The organism is Chitinophaga filiformis, assembly GCF_023100805.1.
In the GTDB taxonomy this organism is placed as follows: domain Bacteria; phylum Bacteroidota; class Bacteroidia; order Chitinophagales; family Chitinophagaceae; genus Chitinophaga; species Chitinophaga filiformis_B.
The window spans coordinates 7,914,764-7,933,758 of record NZ_CP095855.1; the positions used below are offsets into that span (position 1 = coordinate 7,914,764).

Below are 18,995 nucleotides of genomic sequence, written 5' to 3' on the forward strand. Positions count from 1 at the left end.
TTAAGCTCCTCCCAGCTTGCATTTATGGAGTACCTCCCAGGAGGTACCATTATGCCGGAGCAGGTACAGGTTGCGCACCTGGAAGGCAGCATCGAAGGGGCGGTGCCGGTATTCTTCCATAGCCAGCTCAAATTCAAGGTCGGACAGGTCACGGAATGCCAGGGACACATGCGGATTAAATCCATGGCGGGCCAGCATATGGCTGAACCCGAATTCCTTCCTGAGAAATTCCATCATCTGCTGGTGCAGATGTACGATTCCCTCATTCTTTTCAACGTTGATATACAATACTTTCCGTTTGGTAAACGAGAAGCCTCCAAAACCGCTTAGTTTTATTTCAAAAGGCTGCATGGAAGCGGCAAAAGTCGTCAAGCCCGGACATAAAGCCTTTTCCAGTGAGGGACTGGCTGTAAAAGGCACCTGCATAGTAATATGCGGCAGCACCCTGAGTGCCCTGCGGGCATCATATTTTTCTGCAAACTCCTGTTTCAGCCGAATGATCTCCCTGCCAATTTCAGCATTAGGGAGCAGCGCTATAAAATAGATCTTGCTTTCTTCCTTTGGCGGTTTAATACGAGGGGGGAAGCGGGATCCGTTTTGGGGGCGGGAAGCACGGTACTGATTCCCGTTGTGTCTTTGTGTGCGGTGATTACGCTCATCACTCTCATGACGACTGCCATTGCCCTGTTGCCGGTAGCGTGGCTGGTCATTTCTGCCGTAAGTCATTGTTTTGGTGGTTATGGGGTTTGGATATTTGCTTGTCGTCACCCTTGATTATCTGTATCTGCTGACGTAGACCCGTCTTTTTTGTCTTTGCTGCTTTCGAGGATGTTTAACCGGATACCCACATTATGTAATGTTTCGAGGGCTATCCCGGGCTGCATTTTAAAGTGCTTGCGTAAGCGGGTAATGAATACGTCCATACTTCTGCTGGAAAAGAAACTACTGTTTCCCCAGACTTTCAGCAGGATCTCATCCCGCTTTACCAGTTTATTGCTGTTCTCGACCAGGTACCGCAGTACTTTTGCCTCTTTCTTGGTGAGGGTGGCAAAAGCCTCTCCCCCGGTCTTTCGGAGTTCTTTTTCTTCATAGTTAAACCTCACATCATCGCCCAGTTTATAGATACCATCTCCCGGCACATCTTTGGGCAGCGTCCTGCGCAGGAATACCCTTATCCTCATGATCAACTCGCGCATGCTGAAGGGCTTCACCAGAAAATCGTCCCCGCCTATGCGGAAACCATGGAGCCGGTCTTCATCGGCCGATTTTGCAGAAACAAAGAGGATCGGTATCATACCGTTCTTTTTACGGATATCCTGCGCCAGCGTAAAACCGTCTTTTTTGGGCATCATCACGTCCAGTATGCAAAGGTCGAAATCGTCTCTTTGGAACTTCTTCCAGGCTACTTCACCGTCGAAACAGAGTACCACCTGGTATCCTGAGGCTTCCAGCTGCTTTTTAATGATATTACCGTATTGATAATCATCTTCTGCAAGGAGAATTTGTACATTACCTACCATGCGTTAAGTTTTATACCCGGTTCAATTGTTGTTAACACACAATGTCATTCCATGACTCTGCTACAATATTGACGAATAAACTTCTCATTTTAGTTAATGATTAGTTATTGAAGAAAATTTTCTTGATTTGCCATGCTTAGGATCAAATTGAAATTGAACGGATTGGGTTATTCATAGATCTGTTTACACATTTAAATAGACAACAAAAAAAATGGCCGCCTGTTCAAAGGCAGCCATTTTTTTTGTTCACAGCTTATGCAGACTGTTATAATTTCATTTACAGGTCATTGTTTATGATGCTACCGCAGAGAGCTGTATAGCAACCGCATGCTGCCAGGCTTTCTGCTGTACAGCAGCAGGGATCGTGATCTGAGTACCTGTGGCAGTAGCCTTCCAGGAGATCTTTTCCTTTGCACCCAGCACAGTCACCTTTGCGCCTTTTGCTGGTTTCAGACCTTCAAATGTTACCAGGGCCGGCAGCTTTTCACCTTCATCCAGCAGGTAAATGGCATATACATTACCATTCCTTTTGCGGGTAAAACATACTTTCCCATCCTTATAAGGCGCTATCGAACGGGTGCCATAGATGGCATCTCCATTGATCTTCATCCACTCTCCTATGGCTGCCATGGTGGTATAAGCCTCGTCATGCAACTGGCCATCAGGGCCCGGACCTACATTCAGCAGGTAGTTACCGCCTTTGGCTACGATGTCCACCAGATTATGAATGATCTTATTTACCGGTTTATACTTGTCATCCGGTACATATGACCATGAGTTGGCCATCGTCATACAGGTTTCCCATGGATAGGACAATGGTTTTTCCGGGATCTGCTGTTCCGGTGTGCGGTAGTTTTCAAACGGGCCATGTACTGAACGGTCCACCACGATCAGACCAGGCTGATGGCTGCGGGCCATTTTAGTGATACCTGCCATATCGATATCCTCATTTTGTTTTGTCGGCCTGGTATCAATTTCTGCTGCAGTGATATCATTTTCTTTTTTAGTTCCCTGCTTGCGGGCACGTACCCATCCGCCATCCAGCCAGAGTATCTCTATCTTACCCATAGTGGTCATCAGCTCCTCGATCTGTTTGTAGGTATAGTCTTTAAAATTCTTCCAGCGGTCAGGGTACCTTGTCACGTCATAGTTCACATGCCTGTCTTTCGGCGGGAAATAAGGCCACCAGTAATATTCGCTATGCCAGTCAGGTTTGGAGAAATAAGCGCCTGTATGCAATCCTTCCTTCTGGAAAGCCGTAAATACCTCTTTAGCCACGTTCTTTCTCGGATCATTCCTGAAAGGGCTCTTTGAACCCGCTATGCCATAATCAGTCTGTTTTGTATCCCACATACAGAAACCATCATGGTGTTTTGTTGTGAAAACAACATATTCCATACCGGCGCCTTTAGCCGCTTTTGCCCATTTGGAAGGATCAAATTTGGTAGGGTTAAAAGTGGTGGACAGTGCTTCATATTTCTTTACATAATCATAGTAGGGAATGCCATAGGGCTGACGCTGTGTCCATCCCTCATCTTCCGGGCAGATACTCCAGGACTCTACAATACCCCATTGTGAATAAGCGCCCCAGTGGATCAGCATACCAAATTTCCAATCCTGCCATTGATCCAGCTTTTGTAATACAGCCTGATCGGTTTCCGGGATATAGGGCTGTTCCAGACCGTGGTCCTGCGCACTGGCCGCGGAAAATGCCAATAGTGCGCTACTAAATAATAGAAATAGTTTTCGCATGATTAATTTTTAAATGTATCTGAGAACTTAGAAACTTCCTGCTCCGTTGGGTTGCAGTGACAACCACGTGCCGTTTCCGGCAAAACTTTCATAATGCTGATCCTGACAAAGTAATATACATTCCCGCTTAATAGCTCATCGTCCTTTACCACTTTCCTATAGAATATTACCCTCCGGCAATACTATCCGGAAGTATAACTATATATCCGGCTCTTATGAGTCAGGCCCCTGGTGAATCAGTTGTATAAAAACTATCTTTGTATTATTATGAAAAGCATCTGGCAACAAATACTACGCTACCTCTACATAGGTAAAAAAGATCCCGCTGCACCTAAGAACCGTTATGTATATATGATGCATGGCATGAACCGGATATCTATCATCGTATTCCTGATCGCATTGATCATAATGCTGGTAAAACTATTTAGCCGCCATCATTAAGCCGGCATTACCGGACAAGCAGCTTCTTTCCTTTCATAACATGTCAGCTAATTGCTTCTGTATAGATGACTTCCGCTGCCCGGCGACTGGCATCCTTTTCTCCCAGTTTTGACCAGAGAGCGGCATAATCGGTCTTTATACGGTTACGTACCGTGGTATCTTTCAGCAATAATGTCAGTTCCTTCAACAGATTATCTTCGTTCAGCTCATGCTGTATCAGCTCTTTTACAACAGGTTTATCCATTACTAGGTTGACCAGCGCAATATATTTTACCTTGATCAGTCTCTTGGCAAAGAAATATGAGATAGCGCTGCCTTTATAACAAACCACTTCCGGCACTCCAAACAGAGCGGTTTCCAATGTGGCGGTTCCTGAAGTGACCAGTGCGGCTTCTGCCTGGCGTAAGAGGTTGTATGTTTGTCCTTTGACGGTGGACACATTGGGATGCGCTCCTGTCAGTCCTGCTATAAAGGCATCATCCAGGCTGGGAGCCTGGGCAACAATGAACTGGTAATCGGGAAAATGTTCCGCCATGGTAAGCATGATCGGCAATTTTACACTCACCTCCTGCTTACGGCTGCCAGGTAGAATGGCAATAATAGGTTTATCTGATAATGGCTTGTCCACCGGTTTCTCCTTCGCTTCTTTTATCACCTGGATAAGCGGATGGCCGATATATTCCACCTCATAATCCCATTTCTTATAAAATTCCTGCTCAAAGGGCAGGATGCAAAGCATCTTATCAACACTTGTTCTGATCTTCTTCACACGGTTCTCTTTCCAGGCCCATACCTGCGGGGAGATATAAAATACCACTTTATATCCAAGCGGTTTGGCCCATTCCGCGATGCGCAGGTTGAAACCTGCATAGTCGATCAGCACCAGTACATCCGGCTGATACTGCTGGATATCCTTTTTACAGAATTCCATATTCTTCAGTACCGTACGGATGTTCATCACCACCTCAATGAATCCCATGAAAGCAAGGTCTTTATAATGCTTTACCAGCGTTCCTCCCGCCTGTTGCATCATATCGCCACCCCAGCAACGGATATCCGCTGCGGTGTCCTGTTGTTTCAATTGTTTGATCAGATTGCTGCCATGGAGATCACCGGAAGCTTCACCGGCGATGATGTAATACTTCATAGGGCAAATATAACTTAGGAATAAGGAATTTACCAGGAATTGGTCAACCAGGTATTATTCCCCATTCTTCATTCCTGCCTTCATAGGTTTATCCGTGTAATATCTTCAGAAAGATGATAGTGATGGCATAAAGCATAGTTACCAGGAAGATCCCTTTTGCAGTGATGTCTTTCCGGCTGCTGGTATAAAAATAGAACACCAGTCCATTAAGCAGCAAACAGATACTGATCAGTTTCGGCAGCATCTGGCGATTGCTCATAATGAGGTTAATGAATTCACTCAGGGATTTCTCTCTGGGCATAAATGCCAACAGATAGTACAGGAAGAAGGCGACCACCGGGGTAAATATACCCAGCACGATGCCCAATGGGAGATTATCTCGTTTTAACATAGTAGGTTTTGATAATGTGCATCAATACACATCAGAGTTTCCAGTCGTTCTCAATCTTTTTCTTCAGCTTATAATCCGTCAGGTCAAACTGCACTGGCACCAGTGAGGCATAGTTATTAGCCAATGCATATACGTCCGTATCCTCTCCGTTATCGCGGTTGATGAACTCACCCGTAAGCCAATAGTATTTTTTACCACGTGGATCACGGCGCTCATCAAAGGCCTCTACCCATTTCGCATCTGCCTGACGGCATATCTTTATTCCTTTATAATCTTCTTTTTTAACAACCGGTATGTTCACATTGAACAAGGTACCTTCCGGCAGTTCAGATTCCAGCATCTTTTTAGCTACCGTATGAGCTACCTCTTTACACAAAGAGAAATCTGCATTGAAACTATAATCCAAATAAGAGAACCCAACTGAGGGTACACCTTCTATCGCGGCTTCCATGGCGGCAGACATTGTACCGGAATAGATCACGTTGATGGAATGGTTGGCGCCATGGTTGATCCCGCTTACGCAGATATCCGGCAGGCGGTGCAGGATCTTGTCGCGGGCCAGCTTCACACAATCCACCGGCGTACCAGAGCATTGCCAGGCTTCAATTCCTTCAAAGATGTCCACCTGGTCCAGCCGCAGGGGCACCCCGATAGTGATTGCATGCCCTTTACCCGATTGCGGGCTATCAGGGGCTACCACTACTACTTTGCCCAGCGGGCTTACCGCTTCAATCAGGGCCCTGATACCAGGGGCCGTTACTCCGTCATCATTCGTAACAAGTATGATCTTTTCCTGCTCTTTTCCCTTCACAAACGTTGCTGTTTACTTTTCGAAACAAATTTAATACTCTTAACTGATAGTCCATAACGCACGGTCGTGTGATAATGCGTAATAAACTAAACGCAAAAGATAGGAGAAACATTACGGGTATGTCCCCTATCTTTTACAAATAACATATAATTAACATACTAATCTACAGGTCACTGCGCAGCATTCTCCGGAACACCAGCCATAGTATCAGGACAATATAACCGGCCAATACAGACAGGTATACAATGCTATCATAGGGACCGGAAAATTTCACAAGTTTTTCCACAACAGGAAAAGGTAATAATTCATCTCCTGCCTGCAGCGGCAATAAGCCCCCGATATTACCAAAGTAGTGCTTAATAACAGAAACTATCAGCTGTTCCAGGAACATGATATACCCCAGGAACAATATTATTGCCAGTCCTGTACGTTTTACCAATACAGCCAACAGTAATGCAAGACATAGCGATACAATTACCTGTAGCAGATAATAGAACAAATAACGGCTATTTTCCAGGCTGAAAGCAGTTTTCCCATAAATACAGCCAAAAACAAGTACAGCGATCAGCGAAACCAGGAAGGCCAGTAGGGATAGGCCCACAACCCAAAACAGTTTTGATAGCACAAAATCGCTCCGTTCCCAGCCATCAATGATGTTCTGTCGATGTGTCTTATAGGTGAACTCATTGGTTACCAGCGTGATCAGTAACAGGCTGAAAATGCCGGAAGTATAGGAACTGACACTTGCCACCGTCTGCCATACCAGCGGAAAATCATATATGGACTGCCCCAGCAGCTTTTGGGCTTCCTGGGGAATCTTTTCAACAAAAATGTTGTGAATAATAAAGTTAGGCGCCAGAATAGCCAGCAATCCAAGGGCTATGAAGACCCAGAAAGTACGGTAGTTCTTTACCTTCAGCCATTCTATTTTAATGATTTGCAGCATATGCAGGTATAAGAGGATTAGTTGTTGGTTAATTCCAGGAATGCAGTTTCCAGGCTCTTCCTGCTCATCTGCAGGTGGCTAAGCCAGACGCCCTGCTGAGCGCACCAGTTATTGAGCGCTGCGGGATCAACCGCATCTTTGAACGTCACCTGCAGTACACCGTTGCCGGCAGGCAGCAACTCCACGAAAGCAGGGTGTTGCCGTATCAGCTGCGCCAGTGCATGGCTGTCTGCGCTGCCAATCTCTATAAAATTATCTCTTGCCAGTACGGCATTGACCGGTCCGGAGCCCAGTAACTGCCCTTTACGCAGGATGGCTACATGCGTACACACCTTTTCCACTTCATCCAGCAGATGGCTGGCCATAATAATGGTCTTACCTGACAGCGCCAGCTGGCGGATCAGGTTCCTGACCTCTGCTATTCCTACAGGGTCCAGTCCATTGGCCGGTTCATCCAGTATCAGTACCTGCGGATCGCCAAGCATCGCCGCAGCTATAGCGAGACGCTGCTTCATGCCCAGGGAATAGGTCTTGAAGGCCGAATGCTGACGGGCCGTTAATCCGGCCAGTTCCAGCACCCTGGGAATATCTGCTTCGCTTTGTTGTTTGATATTAGCCACTATCTGCAGGTTCCGGTAGCCGGAGAGATAATGATAAAAGTTGGGGGTCTCCAGCAGGGTACCGATCTTCCGCCGTTCCCGGGCAGAAGGTGGCGCGCCCATCAGGGTGAAGGAACCGGCGTCCGCTTTCAGCACATCGGTAACAATGCCCAACAGGGTTGTTTTTCCACTCCCGTTGGGACCCAATACGCCAAAAACAGAGCTGGTAGGAATATCAAACGATACTCCTGACAATGCCTGCACGGCACCATATCTTTTTGAAATGTTCTGTAGGGAAAGAATAGTTGACATCAGGCGGATTAGTTTCTAATTGGTTTCCCTGTTTTGATCACGCTTTGCAGCCTTTCCAGTGTTTTACGCTCTCCTGCCAGGCTGAGGAAGGCTTCCCTTTCCAGGTCCAGCAAGTATTGTTCGCTTACCAGAGACGCTTCTGACAGATCGCCTCCGCTCATCACATACGCAAGCTTACCGGCAATCTTTGCATCATGATCTGAAATATAATTGGAGAACCGCATGCTATGAATACCTGTCAGCATCATACCGAGGGCGGTGCGGCCCAATACTTTTACGTCTTTTCTTTCCACCGGACGGGTATACCCTTCTTCCGCCATTTGCAGGATGCTGCGTTTGGCGTCGGCTATCAGGCGGCTTTGGTTCAGGGTGATCTCGTCATGCCCTTTCCGCAATATGCCCAGGTCGAATGCCTCATGCGCAGAGGTACTTACTTTTGCCATAGCGATGGTCATAAACCTGTCTTTCAGCGGCTCTTCTTCTATGCGGCCCTCTTTGAACTCATCGCTGGCGCGCAATGCCATTTCTTTGGTGCCGCCACCGCCGGGTATCAGACCAACACCCAGTTCTACCAGTCCGATATAGGACTCTGCAGCGGCCTGCACTTTGTCGGCATGTAAACACATCTCGCATCCGCCGCCCAATGTCAGCGCGTGAGGAGCCACTATTACCGGGATGGAAGAATAACGGAGGCGCATGGTCGTCTTCTGGAACATCCGCACTGCCATGTCCAGTTCATCATATTCCTGTTCTGCAGCAAACATGAAGATCATGCCCACATTGGCCCCTGCAGAAAAGTTTGCACCTTCATTGGCGAGGATCAGTCCGCGGAAATCTTTCTCTGCCCTGTCAATCGCTTTATTCACACCCTCCAGCACCTCACCACCGATGGTATTCATTTTTGTTTTCCAGTCGAGCGTCACCACTCCATCGCCAATATCATACAGGTTGCAGGCACTGTTCTTCCAGACAACATTACCGGAAAGATTTTCCAGGATAATGAATGTATCTGCTCCCGGCAGCAGTTTAAAGACATGCGTCTTAACGTCATAATAATACCGTTTGCCATTCTCTACTTTGTAGAAACTTTTAACGCCCTTTTCCAGCATCTCCTTCACCCATGGCGCCACGGTCAATCCCTTAGCCTCAATGGCTTTGATCCCCTTCTCCACACCCAGTACGTCCCATGATTCAAAAGGTCCTATTTCCCAGCCAAAACCCGCCTTCATAGCATCATCCACTTTGTAGATATCATCTGCTATTTCCGGTATACGGTGGGAGATATAAGAGAAAAGATGTGCATGGAACTGCTGATAGAACTCCCCTGCTTTATCGGTGGCATTGTACAGGGCTTTCAACCGCTGCTTCAGATCTTCCACCTGTTTGGCGGCTTCGACACTGGCAAATTTGGATTTCTGCCGCGGCCCATATTCCATGGTTTCCAGGTTCAGCGTCAGGATCTCCTTCCCGCCTTCTCCCTTTGTCTTTTTATAGAAACCCTGGCCGGTTTTATCGCCCAGCCATTTATTTTCCACCACTTTCTGGAGGAATGGAGGGATCACGAAAATATCTCTGGCTTCGTCCTGCGGACAATTATCAGCTACGCCTTTTGCCACTTTTACCAGCGTATCAATACCCACTACATCGGCCGTACGGAAAGTGGCCGACTTAGGTCTACCTATTACCGGCCCTGTCAGCGTGTCTATCTCATCGATATTCAGCTTCATTTCCTGCATGATGTGGAAGATGGCCATAATGGAATACACCCCTACCCTGTTGGCAATAAATGCCGGGGTATCCTTACAAAGCACTGTTGTTTTACCCAGGTAGAGATCCCCATAGTTCATCAGGAAGTCCACTATTTCCGGGTCGGTATATGGCGTTGGAATTATTTCCAGTAAACGCAGATAACGGGGTGGGTTAAAGAAGTGCGTGCCACAGAAATGTTTCTTAAAGTCATCACTACGCCCTTCTGCCATCAGATGGATGGGAATACCTGATGTATTGGAGGTGATCAGCGTACCGGGTTTACGGTATTTTTCTACCTCTGTGAAGACTGATTTCTTGATATCCAGGTTTTCCACAACTACTTCAATGATCCAGTCATAGTTGGCAACCTCTTTCATATCATCCGTAAAGTTCCCCGTACGGATCAGCTTTACAACATCCTTCTGATATACGGGAGAAGGATTTGCTTTCAGGGCAGACTGCAATGCTTCGTTTACGATACGGTTCTTTACCGCTTTACTGTCCAGCGACAGTCCTTTAGCTTTTTCTGCATCAGTTAACTCTTTAGGGGCAATATCCAGTAACAACACCTGTACTCCTACTCCTGCAAAATGAGCTGCTATACGTGAACCCATTACTCCTGAACCTAAAACGGCCACCTTATTGATGTGTCTTTTCATAGAACGCGTTTTATAAGCTACAAGCGCTGAGGCATTGTAGTGAGTCTTTTCGTTAATATCGATAAATGAATATATGATTTTTTAGGAGACTTGAGGCAAAAGGAAGAAAAAAACGAACAGGCCGTCCCCATACCGGAGACGGCCTGTGAAACAATATACCGGTGTACTTACTTAAACTGCCTGAAATGCCTTCGCTGTCTGCTGGTGTTTGCCAACACTTTTCTTCCCTTTCTTTTTACGTCCCAGCCATACGAGGAACCCGGTAACAGGCAGGCTGGCACCGATCAGGGCGCCAAAGAAGGCCAGGATCCTGCCGGGTAAGCCCAGTATGGAACCCACGTGAATGTCATAGTTCATTTTACGCAGCTTAGTTCCAAAACCAGCCTCCTGGAAACTGATCCCGAATACTTTATCGCCCTGCAGCTGCTGTCCTGTATGCTGGTCAAACGCGTAACTCCTGTTGTTATAGAACTTTCCGGCTGTCGGATAGATCGTAATATTAATAGCAGATGCCGGTTTTGATGTATCCGCAAAAGTGTAATAAAATCCTTCTGCTTCCGGATGTTTACTGAGTACTTTTCCCCATACAAGGTCCATTGCCTGTTCAGGTGTATACAACTTCCCTATCTGCAGGGAGTCTGACTGTGGCCGTTTGAAATCCGGCAGTGTTTGTCCGCCGGAAGTAACCCAATACAAACCTTTACTGTACCATTTGATACCATATACCATTCCGGTCAGCGCCATGGCCAGTACAACCAGCAAAGAATAAAAGCCCAGCACATTATGCAGGTCATAATTTACCCTTTTGAAAGAGGCCTTCCACTTGATCTTAAAGCTCTGGTCGCGCATGGCTTTCGTCCATTTCTGCGGCCACCACAATACCATTCCTGTAATGAGGATGATCACAAAAGTGAAGGTGCTGTAATTCACAACCGGACGGCCTATTTCTGCAGGCATCCACAGAAAGCGGTGGCCATTCAGTATAAAACGGAAGAAATCTGTCTCTCCGGGTTTATGCTCTTTTATGCTGATCACCTCGCCTGTGTAGGGATTCAGTCGCATTACGGTATTGCCTTTACGACCTTCTCCCAGGCTCAGATAAATGGCGCTGCCCTGCTGATAGGTAACATAAGCCGCTCTTTTACCCGGATAGTTTGCAGCGGCTATTTCCTTCACCTGTGAAGGTGTAATCACCGGCTTATCCTGACGGGTAACGATTGTTTCCGGTTCTGTTAACATCGTGATCTCATCATGAAACACCCATATGCAGGCTGTTACACATACAATGAGCATTACGATACCAGTGATCAGCCCCAGCCACAGGTGCAGCCAGGCAGATATGCGGTAGAAAAGGCTGCGTTTCTTTTTCACAGCAGGTTTTCGGGAGAAGAAATTCATGTTGACGGTATTGAATATCTGGTCCAATAGATGGACCGGCGCGCTGATAGTTGATAGAACAGGGCAAAAATACCTGCTTGTTGTACAAAAGGTTTACGCAATCGGGAAATAATAATGGAAGAAAAAAGATCGGATTTGAGCAGGAGAAATACAGAAGGAGATTTGTTCATTTTCTGAATGCAATCAGATATTATTCAGTTCATTCATTTACGTCGTAATTTTTATTAGCAGATCGATTTCTGATAATTTCACATAAAACATATTTTATGAATACTTTAATAGAAAACGAAAAGCAAATTATTTTAGATTATTTCGAGGCATCATCCAATGACTATTGGAAAACTTTACGGGAAATATCTGCTGCCACAAATGTCAGGCTTGAAGATGTGATAGAAATTGTATTTACCACAAAAGATTTTGTGGAATCGTATTACAGACACAAGAATGGAGAGCCTGTATTCACGCCCCGCAAAGTGTATGAAAAAAGAACTTCCTTTTGGTTAAAATTATTAGCAGCTTTTTGCGATAGAATAATTTAAGGTAATCCTCATATGGCCTTTTTACAATCTCCAATTTATTGCTGTATGTTGGGGGCAATTGCAGTACAACTGCTTAAAATTATAGAATCTTCAAAATCACCAACATATCGCAAGCTAAACTATAAATCACTTGAACTTTATTCATCAGCAATTGCATCTATCGTTATAGCTATAATTGTTGGATATATTTATTTTGATGACGTACATACTTATAATCGCATAGTGTACTTTCATACAGGAGCATCATCACCAATGCTGGTTAGAACTATATCAAGGAGGCTACCAACTGTAGTAAATGATAAGACTAAAAGGATGAAAGTATCATAGTATATCCTGATACCTAAATTAAAAGCCCTCCAGCGTATACGCGCTGAAGGGCTTTTATATCTCTAAAAACTAACTATCTCACTTCACTACCTGCGTCCACTGCAGCATCCGGATTCACGAACACCAGCTTTCCCGCAGCATTCTCCGCCATCAGGATCATTCCCTGGCTTTCAATACCACGCATTTTCCTCGGCGCCAGGTTAGCCACCAGCGTCACTTGTTTACCCACCACTTCTTCCGGTGCGAAATGCGCTGCAATGCCCGATACAACAGTACGTTTCTCAGTACCAATATCCACCAGCAGTTTTAACAGCTTATCTGCCTTAGGTACTTTCTCTGCTTCCAGGATCGTACCTACACGCAGGTCCAGCTTAGCGAAATCTTCAAACTGGATCTCTTCCTTCACTTCTTTCGCCGCAGGCGCTGCTTCAGCAGCGGGAGCTGCAGGCTTGATCAAACCGGCATGCAGTTTTTCAATCTGCGCCTGTATTTTGGCGTCGTCAATTTTAGAAAACAGGTATTCCGGCGGACGCAGGGAATAACCCACGCTTACCAGTTTCAGGCTGCCTGCATTCTCCCACTCCAGCATACGGTCCACCACTTTCAGCATATGGCAGATCTTTTTCGCGGTGAAAGGCAGGAACGGGTTCACCAGGATGGCCAGGTTAGCTGTTAACTGCAGGCAGAGATGCAGACAGTTGTCTATCAGTTTCTGATTTTCTTCCGCATTCTTTGCCAGTATCCATGGCTCTTTCTCCTGCAGATACCTGTTACCCTGGCGGGATACTTCAATCACTTCTGCCAGTGCTTCACGGAGACGGAAGTTTTCAATAGAATCTTCTATCTTTTGTTTTGAAGCCAGTAAGTTGGTCAATACTGCATCGTCTTTTTCGTCCTTTACTTCGGGATGGAAAGCAGGTACCTTACCGCCACACAGTTTATGCATCAATACCATGGTACGGTGCACAAAATTGCTGAAGATATCCACCAGCTCACTGTTATTACGCTGCTGGAAGTCTTTCCAGGTAAAGTCATTATCCTTGGTTTCGGGAGCGGTGCTGGTCAGCACATAACGCAGTACATCCTGCTGATCAGGGAAATCCTTTACGTAATCGTGTACCCATACTGCCCAGTTACGGGAAGTGGACACCTTCTCACCCTCAATGTTCAGGAACTCATTGGCCGGTACATTGTCTGGCAGTACGAAGCCGCCATGTGCCTTGAGCATTGCCGGGAAAATGATACAGTGGAACACGATATTATCTTTACCGATAAAGTGTACCAGCTTGGTATCTTCTTTACACCAGTAATCGGCCCAGTTGTCGGTCAGCTCCTTTGTGGCCGAGATGTACCCTATAGGCGCATCGAACCAAACATATAATACTTTCCCTTCCGCGTCCGGCAATGGCACTTTAATGCCCCAGTTGCTGTCGCGGGTCATCGCCCTGCTTTGCAGGCCACTATCCAGCCAGCTTTTACACTGACCGTATACGTTATTTTTCCACTCTTTATGACCTTCCAGGATCCACTCCTTCAGGAATGGCTCATAGTTCTGTAAAGGCATATACCAGTGCTTTGTCTGTTTCTTGACAGGTACAGCATTACTGAGGGTGGAACGCGGGTTGATCAGCTCATCGGGGCTGAGGGAAGACCCGCATTTCTCACACTGGTCGCCATATGCATTCGGGTTGCCACATTTAGGGCAGGTACCGGTAATGTAACGGTCCGCCAGGAATACACCGGCAGTTTCATCGAAAAACTGCTCAGTCACTTTTTCTTCAAACAGTCCTTTGTCGTACATGGTTTTGAAGAAAGCCGCTGAGGTTTCATGATGAATCTGTTTAGTGGTACGGGAAAAAACATCGAAAGAGATACCCATGTCTGTAAAGCTGTCATAGATGATCTTATGATATTTATCCACAATATCCTGAGGAGTCACCCCTTCCTTCATCGCTTTGATGGTAATAGGCACTCCATGTTCGTCTGTTCCTCCTACAAACTTTACATCCGCCTTTTTAGCGCGCAGGTAGCGCACGTAAATGTCGGCGGGAATATAACAGCCTGCCAGGTGGCCGATGTGGACCGGTCCATTGGCATAAGGCAATGCCGCTGTTATTAGATATCTGTTAAATTTTCCCATGTTCGCTTAAAGAATGCTTAAATAATCGAAATTCTGTTTTTGCTTTTGGAAGAGCGAAAAGTATTTATCAACTTAGCCCTGTCAGGGTTGGGATATTCGCCCCCAAATAGTCAGCAAAGGTAATTAAAGCATAGAACAATGAGAATTCCGCCGTACCTCAAAAAAGGTGATCTTATAGGCATCACCTGCAGTAGTAGCAAAATGGACCAGCAGGCAGCAGAATATGCCGCTGGAGTGATCAGTTCCTGGGGTTACCAGGTACACCTGGGCATTACGGTAGGCACCAGTTTCCATAATTTTTCCGCTCCGGATGAGCTGCGGCTGGAAGAGCTGCAGGACATGCTGGATGATCCTGATATTAAGGCCATCATTTTTGGCCGTGGTGGTTATGGCATGGTGTGCATACTGGACGACCTGGATTTTAAGAAGTTCCGCAAGCATCCGAAATGGATATGCGGCTACAGCGATATTACCGTACTTCATACGCACATTCATCAGCAATACGGTATTCCGACCATTCACTCCATGATGTGCAGCGGTATCAGGCCTGACACAGCAGAAAATGAGTATGTGGAGAGCCTTCGCCTGGCACTCAAGGGCACACCTTACCGCTATGCCTGCGCACCGCACGACCTGAACCGGACCGGTAAAGCTACCGGTCAGCTCATTGGCGGAAACCTGTCCCTCCTGGCCAACCTTTCAGGTACAGAGTCACAACCCGGCACCAAAGGAAAGATCCTTTTCCTGGAAGATATCAGCGAGTACCGGTATAACATTGACCGGATGATGTACAACCTGAAAAGGGCGGGCTGGCTGGATGATCTGGCCGGACTGATAGTTGGCTCATTTACAGACAGTAAGGAGACTGAAACGCCTTTTGGCCAGACCGAATATGAGATTATCAGGAATATTGTGCAGGATTACGATTATCCCGTTTGCTTCGGCTTCCCTGTGGGTCATACCAATGAGAACTATGCACTGAAAATAGGGTTAACGCACGAACTGCAGGTTACTGCCAGACAAAGCAGGTTACTGCAGCGCGATATCTAAAGCTTTCGTGTATGCCGGATAATTATCCAGGTTACGATGATCGGCGCCCGGAACAGGAATGAACCTGTCTCCAGGCTTCAGCAGCTTTGCCAGTTTCTCGCCAGATGCCAGCGGTACAGTATGATCGTCCGTTCCATGTACGATCACAACCGGCGCTGCCACTTTGGGCAGATATTCGTCCGTAGGGAACTTATAATCCAGCATATACTGGTATGGATAGACGGGCGCCATCCGTGTTGCCAGATCGGCAATGTTGTAGTAAGGCGCTTCCAGCACCAGCCGCTTACAGTCCCTGATGGCGGCCAGCTGGGCAGCCACGCCTGTTCCCAAAGATCTTCCGAAGATGATGATACTATCCGGCGGAAAGAATTTCCTGGCCACTTCATACATGTGTAAAGCGTTGGCATAAATGGTATTCTCTGTTAACGGACCTGTAGACTTACCGTAGCCGGGATAATCCATCATCAGTACACTGTAACCACGCCTGATACACTGCTGTGCCTTACCTGCATATTTGGAGACGTTCCGGGCATTACCATGAAAATAGATCACCATGCCTTTGGGCGACGCAGCTTTGAACAATATAGCGCTCAGGGTTTCTTTCTCATTGATACGGATACGCATTTCCTCGAATGGTATATCGTATTTGAAAGCATAATCTGCCGTCAGTGGTTCCGGATGGAAGATCAGCTTCTTTTGCAGAAAATACAATGCCACACCACCCAGCAGATAGATGGCCAGTATCCATGAAAGTATGGGACGTAGCTTTAATTTACGGAGCATGCACCAGGTTTAATCTTCAATATCAGGTACGATTTCCAGGCCATAATCCTCTGCAGACAGCACACCATTCGCCCTTGTATCTGCCAGTATTGCGGCATTGGGTGTAAGCGTGCTTACTTCGTAGGTATTATGCAGGAAGTTCATACTATAGAACTTATTTGCCAGGCCATCGGGTACGCCGGCAATGAATTTCAGCACTTCATTCACTATCATCATCCCCGTAGCGCCATGTGTTACGCCAATAGCGCCGGCATCGAAATTACGATGATCATCAATCAGCTCCAGTGCGCAACGATAGGATGCTGCGGCATCTCCGCTGACAGGGGCAATATTAAAACCAGCCCACCAGGATACCCAGTTATGCACTTCACCGATTACAAAAGGCTTCCCTTCCGAAATACATGCATCATTGATCACAAGATGTGTGGCAGCATGCTGTGAACAATCAATGACAAGATCCATGCCCTGCAGCAATTGCTTTATATTGTCCGGTTTTACCTGTAACAGTAAGGGATAGTGTTTTGTAAAAGGATTGCTGGCCCACAGGCGGCTGGCCGCCATCTTCGCTTTATGTTTTCGTATATCCTGCATCAGGTAGAGTGGCTGCCTGTGCATATCTTCATCATTGATCACTCCATAATCGGCAATACCGATCACCCCAACACCACTGGCGCTGAGATACTGGATCACCGGCGATCCCAGTCCTCCGGCCCCCACTACCAATATACGTGTCTCTTTCAACTTCTCCTGCATTGCCACTCCCATACCGGGAACAGCAATAGGATGCTTGAAATGCGCTAATTCTTTTTCAAGTAATGCCATAGCTACATCAGTTATTTTATTCCTGCGGAAATTCCATTGTAAACTTGCTACCCTTGCCTACAGCACTTTCTACTTTGATCTTACCCTTGTGGGCATCTACGATAGCTTTCACATAACTTAGTCCTAATCCGAACCCTTTCACATTATGCACATTACCTGTATGTGCACGATAGAATTTTTCAAAGATACGGGAAATCGTATCACGGCTCATACCGATACCATTGTCCGCAATAGTGATAACGAGGCTTTTGCGCGTGTTATATGTAGAGATCACCACTTCCAGGTGTTCTTTGGAATATTTGATAGCGTTATCGAGCAGGTTGAATATCACATTGGAGAAATGTACATCATCAGCCATGATAATTGGATTTATGGCATCGAGACGAAGCTCTACCTGTCCCTGTTTAGAAGCCAGCTGCAGCTGCAGGTTTTCAACAGTATGAGAAATCACTTCATGCACATCAGTGACCTGCAATTTTAAAGCGATCTCATTCTTCTCCAGCAGTGCAGATTGCAGAATGCTTTCCACCTGCTTATTCATGCGCTTGTTCTCTTCCTTGATGATGCCGGAGAAGTAACGGATCTTCTCTTTATTGTCCATGACCTTCTCGTTGCCGATCGCATCGATAGCAAGGGAAATAGTTGCCAAAGGTGTTTTCAGCTCATGCGTCATGTTATTGATGAAGTCAGATTTGATCTCGGAGATCTTTTTCTGGTTCAGCATTGTACGTATGGTGAGGATGAATGCCGTGATGATAACCGCGGTGAACAACAGGCCTCCGGCCATCATTCTGCCAAGAGACAATAACAGGAGCAGGTTATTTTTAGGCTGTACTACCAGCAATGTCTCAGTTTCACCGGTAGCGTACTCAAAACTATTCAGCAGGGGAATATACTGGAACAGGTAATCCATACTATCCCTTCCGGCGCTCTCCACCATTTGGGTGAAGCCGGGCGACTGCATTTTTACGCCGTTGCTGTTGCCAAAATGGCCTTTGCCAAGAATAGCGAATTCAAAAGTAGTATCCAGGTGTTCATTGCGAAGCCCGTTAGCTATCAGCTTCTGCACTTCGTCGATAGTAAAGCGGTCGCTGACATTGACATTCAGGTCGATAGTAGTGGTAATTTCGTACTTGTCAATAGCCAGACCTTTGTCGGCCGGCCTGACATTTGCCCCGTCCACTTTAAAGCGCATAGGAGGCGCTTTACGGGCAAGCATTTGTTCACGCACATTGTTCATTACGCCTACAGCTTTCTGTTCCATCTGCTCCCGGCGCACAATAGATGCGTTATATATCCAATTCACCTGTATCCAGATGATTCCCAATAATGACAGGGTAATTAACACCACAATAATGGGAAATACTTTCTTCAATGGTACCATGCTACTTCGATAGTAAGGCGCACAAGATACTCACAAACACTGAGGGTACCAGCACCGGAATTGTTAAAAATCATTATTTGCTATAGCAACGTTAATACAAAATTAATCCGTCTAAACCTTTAACAGTATTCACTTTAGCAATAAAACATCACTTTAACGTAATTTTAACTGGGAAATAATACTTGTTATTCCCTAATCTTCTGTACATTTGCTTTATCAAACTGG

At 46.2% G+C, this 18,995-nt stretch carries 17 protein-coding genes; 3 read left to right on the forward strand and 14 right to left on the reverse strand.

The genetic code is table 11. The annotated features are described in order from the left end of the window. From MYF79_RS30935 to MYF79_RS30945, 3 genes are all read right to left on the reverse strand, one after another. On the reverse strand, positions 1 to 726 hold the full coding sequence (locus tag MYF79_RS30935) for a 2'-5' RNA ligase family protein (protein WP_247811680.1): 726 nt from the start codon (positions 724 to 726) through the stop codon (positions 1 to 3). Between the two features lie 38 nt (positions 727 to 764). Then, the gene (locus MYF79_RS30940) at positions 765 to 1,520 is read right to left on the reverse strand and encodes a response regulator transcription factor (RefSeq protein ID WP_247811681.1); all 756 of its coding nucleotides are present in this window, start codon (positions 1,518 to 1,520) and stop codon (positions 765 to 767) included. A gap of 291 nt (positions 1,521 to 1,811) precedes the next feature. After that, positions 1,812 to 3,272 (reverse strand): alpha-L-fucosidase, encoded by a 1,461-nt coding sequence (locus MYF79_RS30945; protein WP_247811682.1) that lies wholly within the window; start codon positions 3,270 to 3,272, stop codon positions 1,812 to 1,814. 267 nt (positions 3,273 to 3,539) lie between these two features. On the opposite strand from MYF79_RS30945, the gene MYF79_RS30950 reads away from it, so the two are divergent. Then, on the forward strand, positions 3,540 to 3,713 hold the full coding sequence (locus MYF79_RS30950; protein WP_199653348.1) for a DUF6728 family protein: 174 nt from the start codon (positions 3,540 to 3,542) through the stop codon (positions 3,711 to 3,713). 43 nt (positions 3,714 to 3,756) lie between these two features. Here the strand turns inward: MYF79_RS30950 and lpxB are convergent, their stop codons facing one another. From lpxB to MYF79_RS30985, 7 genes are all read right to left on the reverse strand, one after another. After that, positions 3,757 to 4,860, reverse strand: coding sequence for a lipid-A-disaccharide synthase (gene lpxB, locus MYF79_RS30955; RefSeq protein WP_247811683.1), 1,104 nt, complete (start codon positions 4,858 to 4,860; stop codon positions 3,757 to 3,759). A gap of 88 nt (positions 4,861 to 4,948) precedes the next feature. Next, positions 4,949 to 5,251: a hypothetical protein gene (locus MYF79_RS30960; protein WP_247811684.1), complete on the reverse strand. Its 303-nt coding sequence runs from the start codon at positions 5,249 to 5,251 to the stop codon at positions 4,949 to 4,951. A gap of 31 nt (positions 5,252 to 5,282) precedes the next feature. After that, positions 5,283 to 6,062 (reverse strand): 5'/3'-nucleotidase SurE, encoded by a 780-nt coding sequence (surE, locus tag MYF79_RS30965; RefSeq protein WP_247811685.1) that lies wholly within the window; start codon positions 6,060 to 6,062, stop codon positions 5,283 to 5,285. A 163-nt stretch (positions 6,063 to 6,225) separates the two neighbouring features. Further along, positions 6,226 to 7,008, reverse strand: coding sequence for an ABC transporter permease (locus MYF79_RS30970; protein WP_247811686.1), 783 nt, complete (start codon positions 7,006 to 7,008; stop codon positions 6,226 to 6,228). Between the two features lie 17 nt (positions 7,009 to 7,025). Further along, positions 7,026 to 7,919 (reverse strand): ABC transporter ATP-binding protein, encoded by an 894-nt coding sequence (locus MYF79_RS30975; protein ID WP_247811687.1) that lies wholly within the window; start codon positions 7,917 to 7,919, stop codon positions 7,026 to 7,028. Positions 7,920 to 7,927: 8 nt separating this feature from the next. Further along, a complete protein-coding gene (locus tag MYF79_RS30980; protein WP_247811688.1) occupies positions 7,928 to 10,327 on the reverse strand; it encodes a 3-hydroxyacyl-CoA dehydrogenase/enoyl-CoA hydratase family protein in 2,400 nt (799 codons plus the stop codon). Positions 10,328 to 10,498: 171 nt separating this feature from the next. Continuing rightward, positions 10,499 to 11,725 carry a PepSY-associated TM helix domain-containing protein gene (locus tag MYF79_RS30985; protein WP_247811689.1) on the reverse strand — a complete coding sequence of 409 codons (1,227 nt, stop codon included), beginning with the start codon at positions 11,723 to 11,725 and terminating at the stop codon, positions 10,499 to 10,501. Positions 11,726 to 11,991: 266 nt separating this feature from the next. Between MYF79_RS30985 and MYF79_RS30990 the strand changes: the two genes are divergently transcribed. Next, complete coding sequence (locus tag MYF79_RS30990) at positions 11,992 to 12,264, forward strand: hypothetical protein (RefSeq protein ID WP_247811690.1); 273 nt, start codon at positions 11,992 to 11,994, stop codon at positions 12,262 to 12,264. A 400-nt stretch (positions 12,265 to 12,664) separates the two neighbouring features. Here the strand turns inward: MYF79_RS30990 and metG are convergent, their stop codons facing one another. Next, the gene (gene metG, locus MYF79_RS30995) at positions 12,665 to 14,731 is read right to left on the reverse strand and encodes a methionine--tRNA ligase (protein ID WP_247811691.1); all 2,067 of its coding nucleotides are present in this window, start codon (positions 14,729 to 14,731) and stop codon (positions 12,665 to 12,667) included. A 138-nt stretch (positions 14,732 to 14,869) separates the two neighbouring features. On the opposite strand from metG, the gene MYF79_RS31000 reads away from it, so the two are divergent. After that, entirely contained in the window at positions 14,870 to 15,781 is a 912-nt protein-coding gene (locus tag MYF79_RS31000) for an LD-carboxypeptidase (protein WP_247811692.1), read from the forward strand. On the opposite strand, the gene MYF79_RS31005 is transcribed toward MYF79_RS31000, so the two are convergent. Genes MYF79_RS31005 through MYF79_RS31015 form a run of 3 tightly spaced genes read right to left on the reverse strand, consistent with a single transcriptional unit; the run spans position 15,761 to position 18,770 of the window. Then, complete coding sequence (locus MYF79_RS31005; RefSeq protein ID WP_247811693.1) at positions 15,761 to 16,564, reverse strand: alpha/beta hydrolase; 804 nt, start codon at positions 16,562 to 16,564, stop codon at positions 15,761 to 15,763. The genes MYF79_RS31000 and MYF79_RS31005 overlap by 21 nt on opposite strands. Positions 16,565 to 16,573: 9 nt before the next feature. Next, positions 16,574 to 17,386, reverse strand: a complete 813-nt coding sequence (locus MYF79_RS31010; protein WP_247811694.1) for a HesA/MoeB/ThiF family protein — start codon at positions 17,384 to 17,386, stop codon at positions 16,574 to 16,576. 16 nt (positions 17,387 to 17,402) lie between these two features. Further along, entirely contained in the window at positions 17,403 to 18,770 is a 1,368-nt protein-coding gene (locus MYF79_RS31015) for a sensor histidine kinase (protein ID WP_199653361.1), read from the reverse strand. Positions 18,771 to 18,995: the final 225 nt, after the last annotated feature.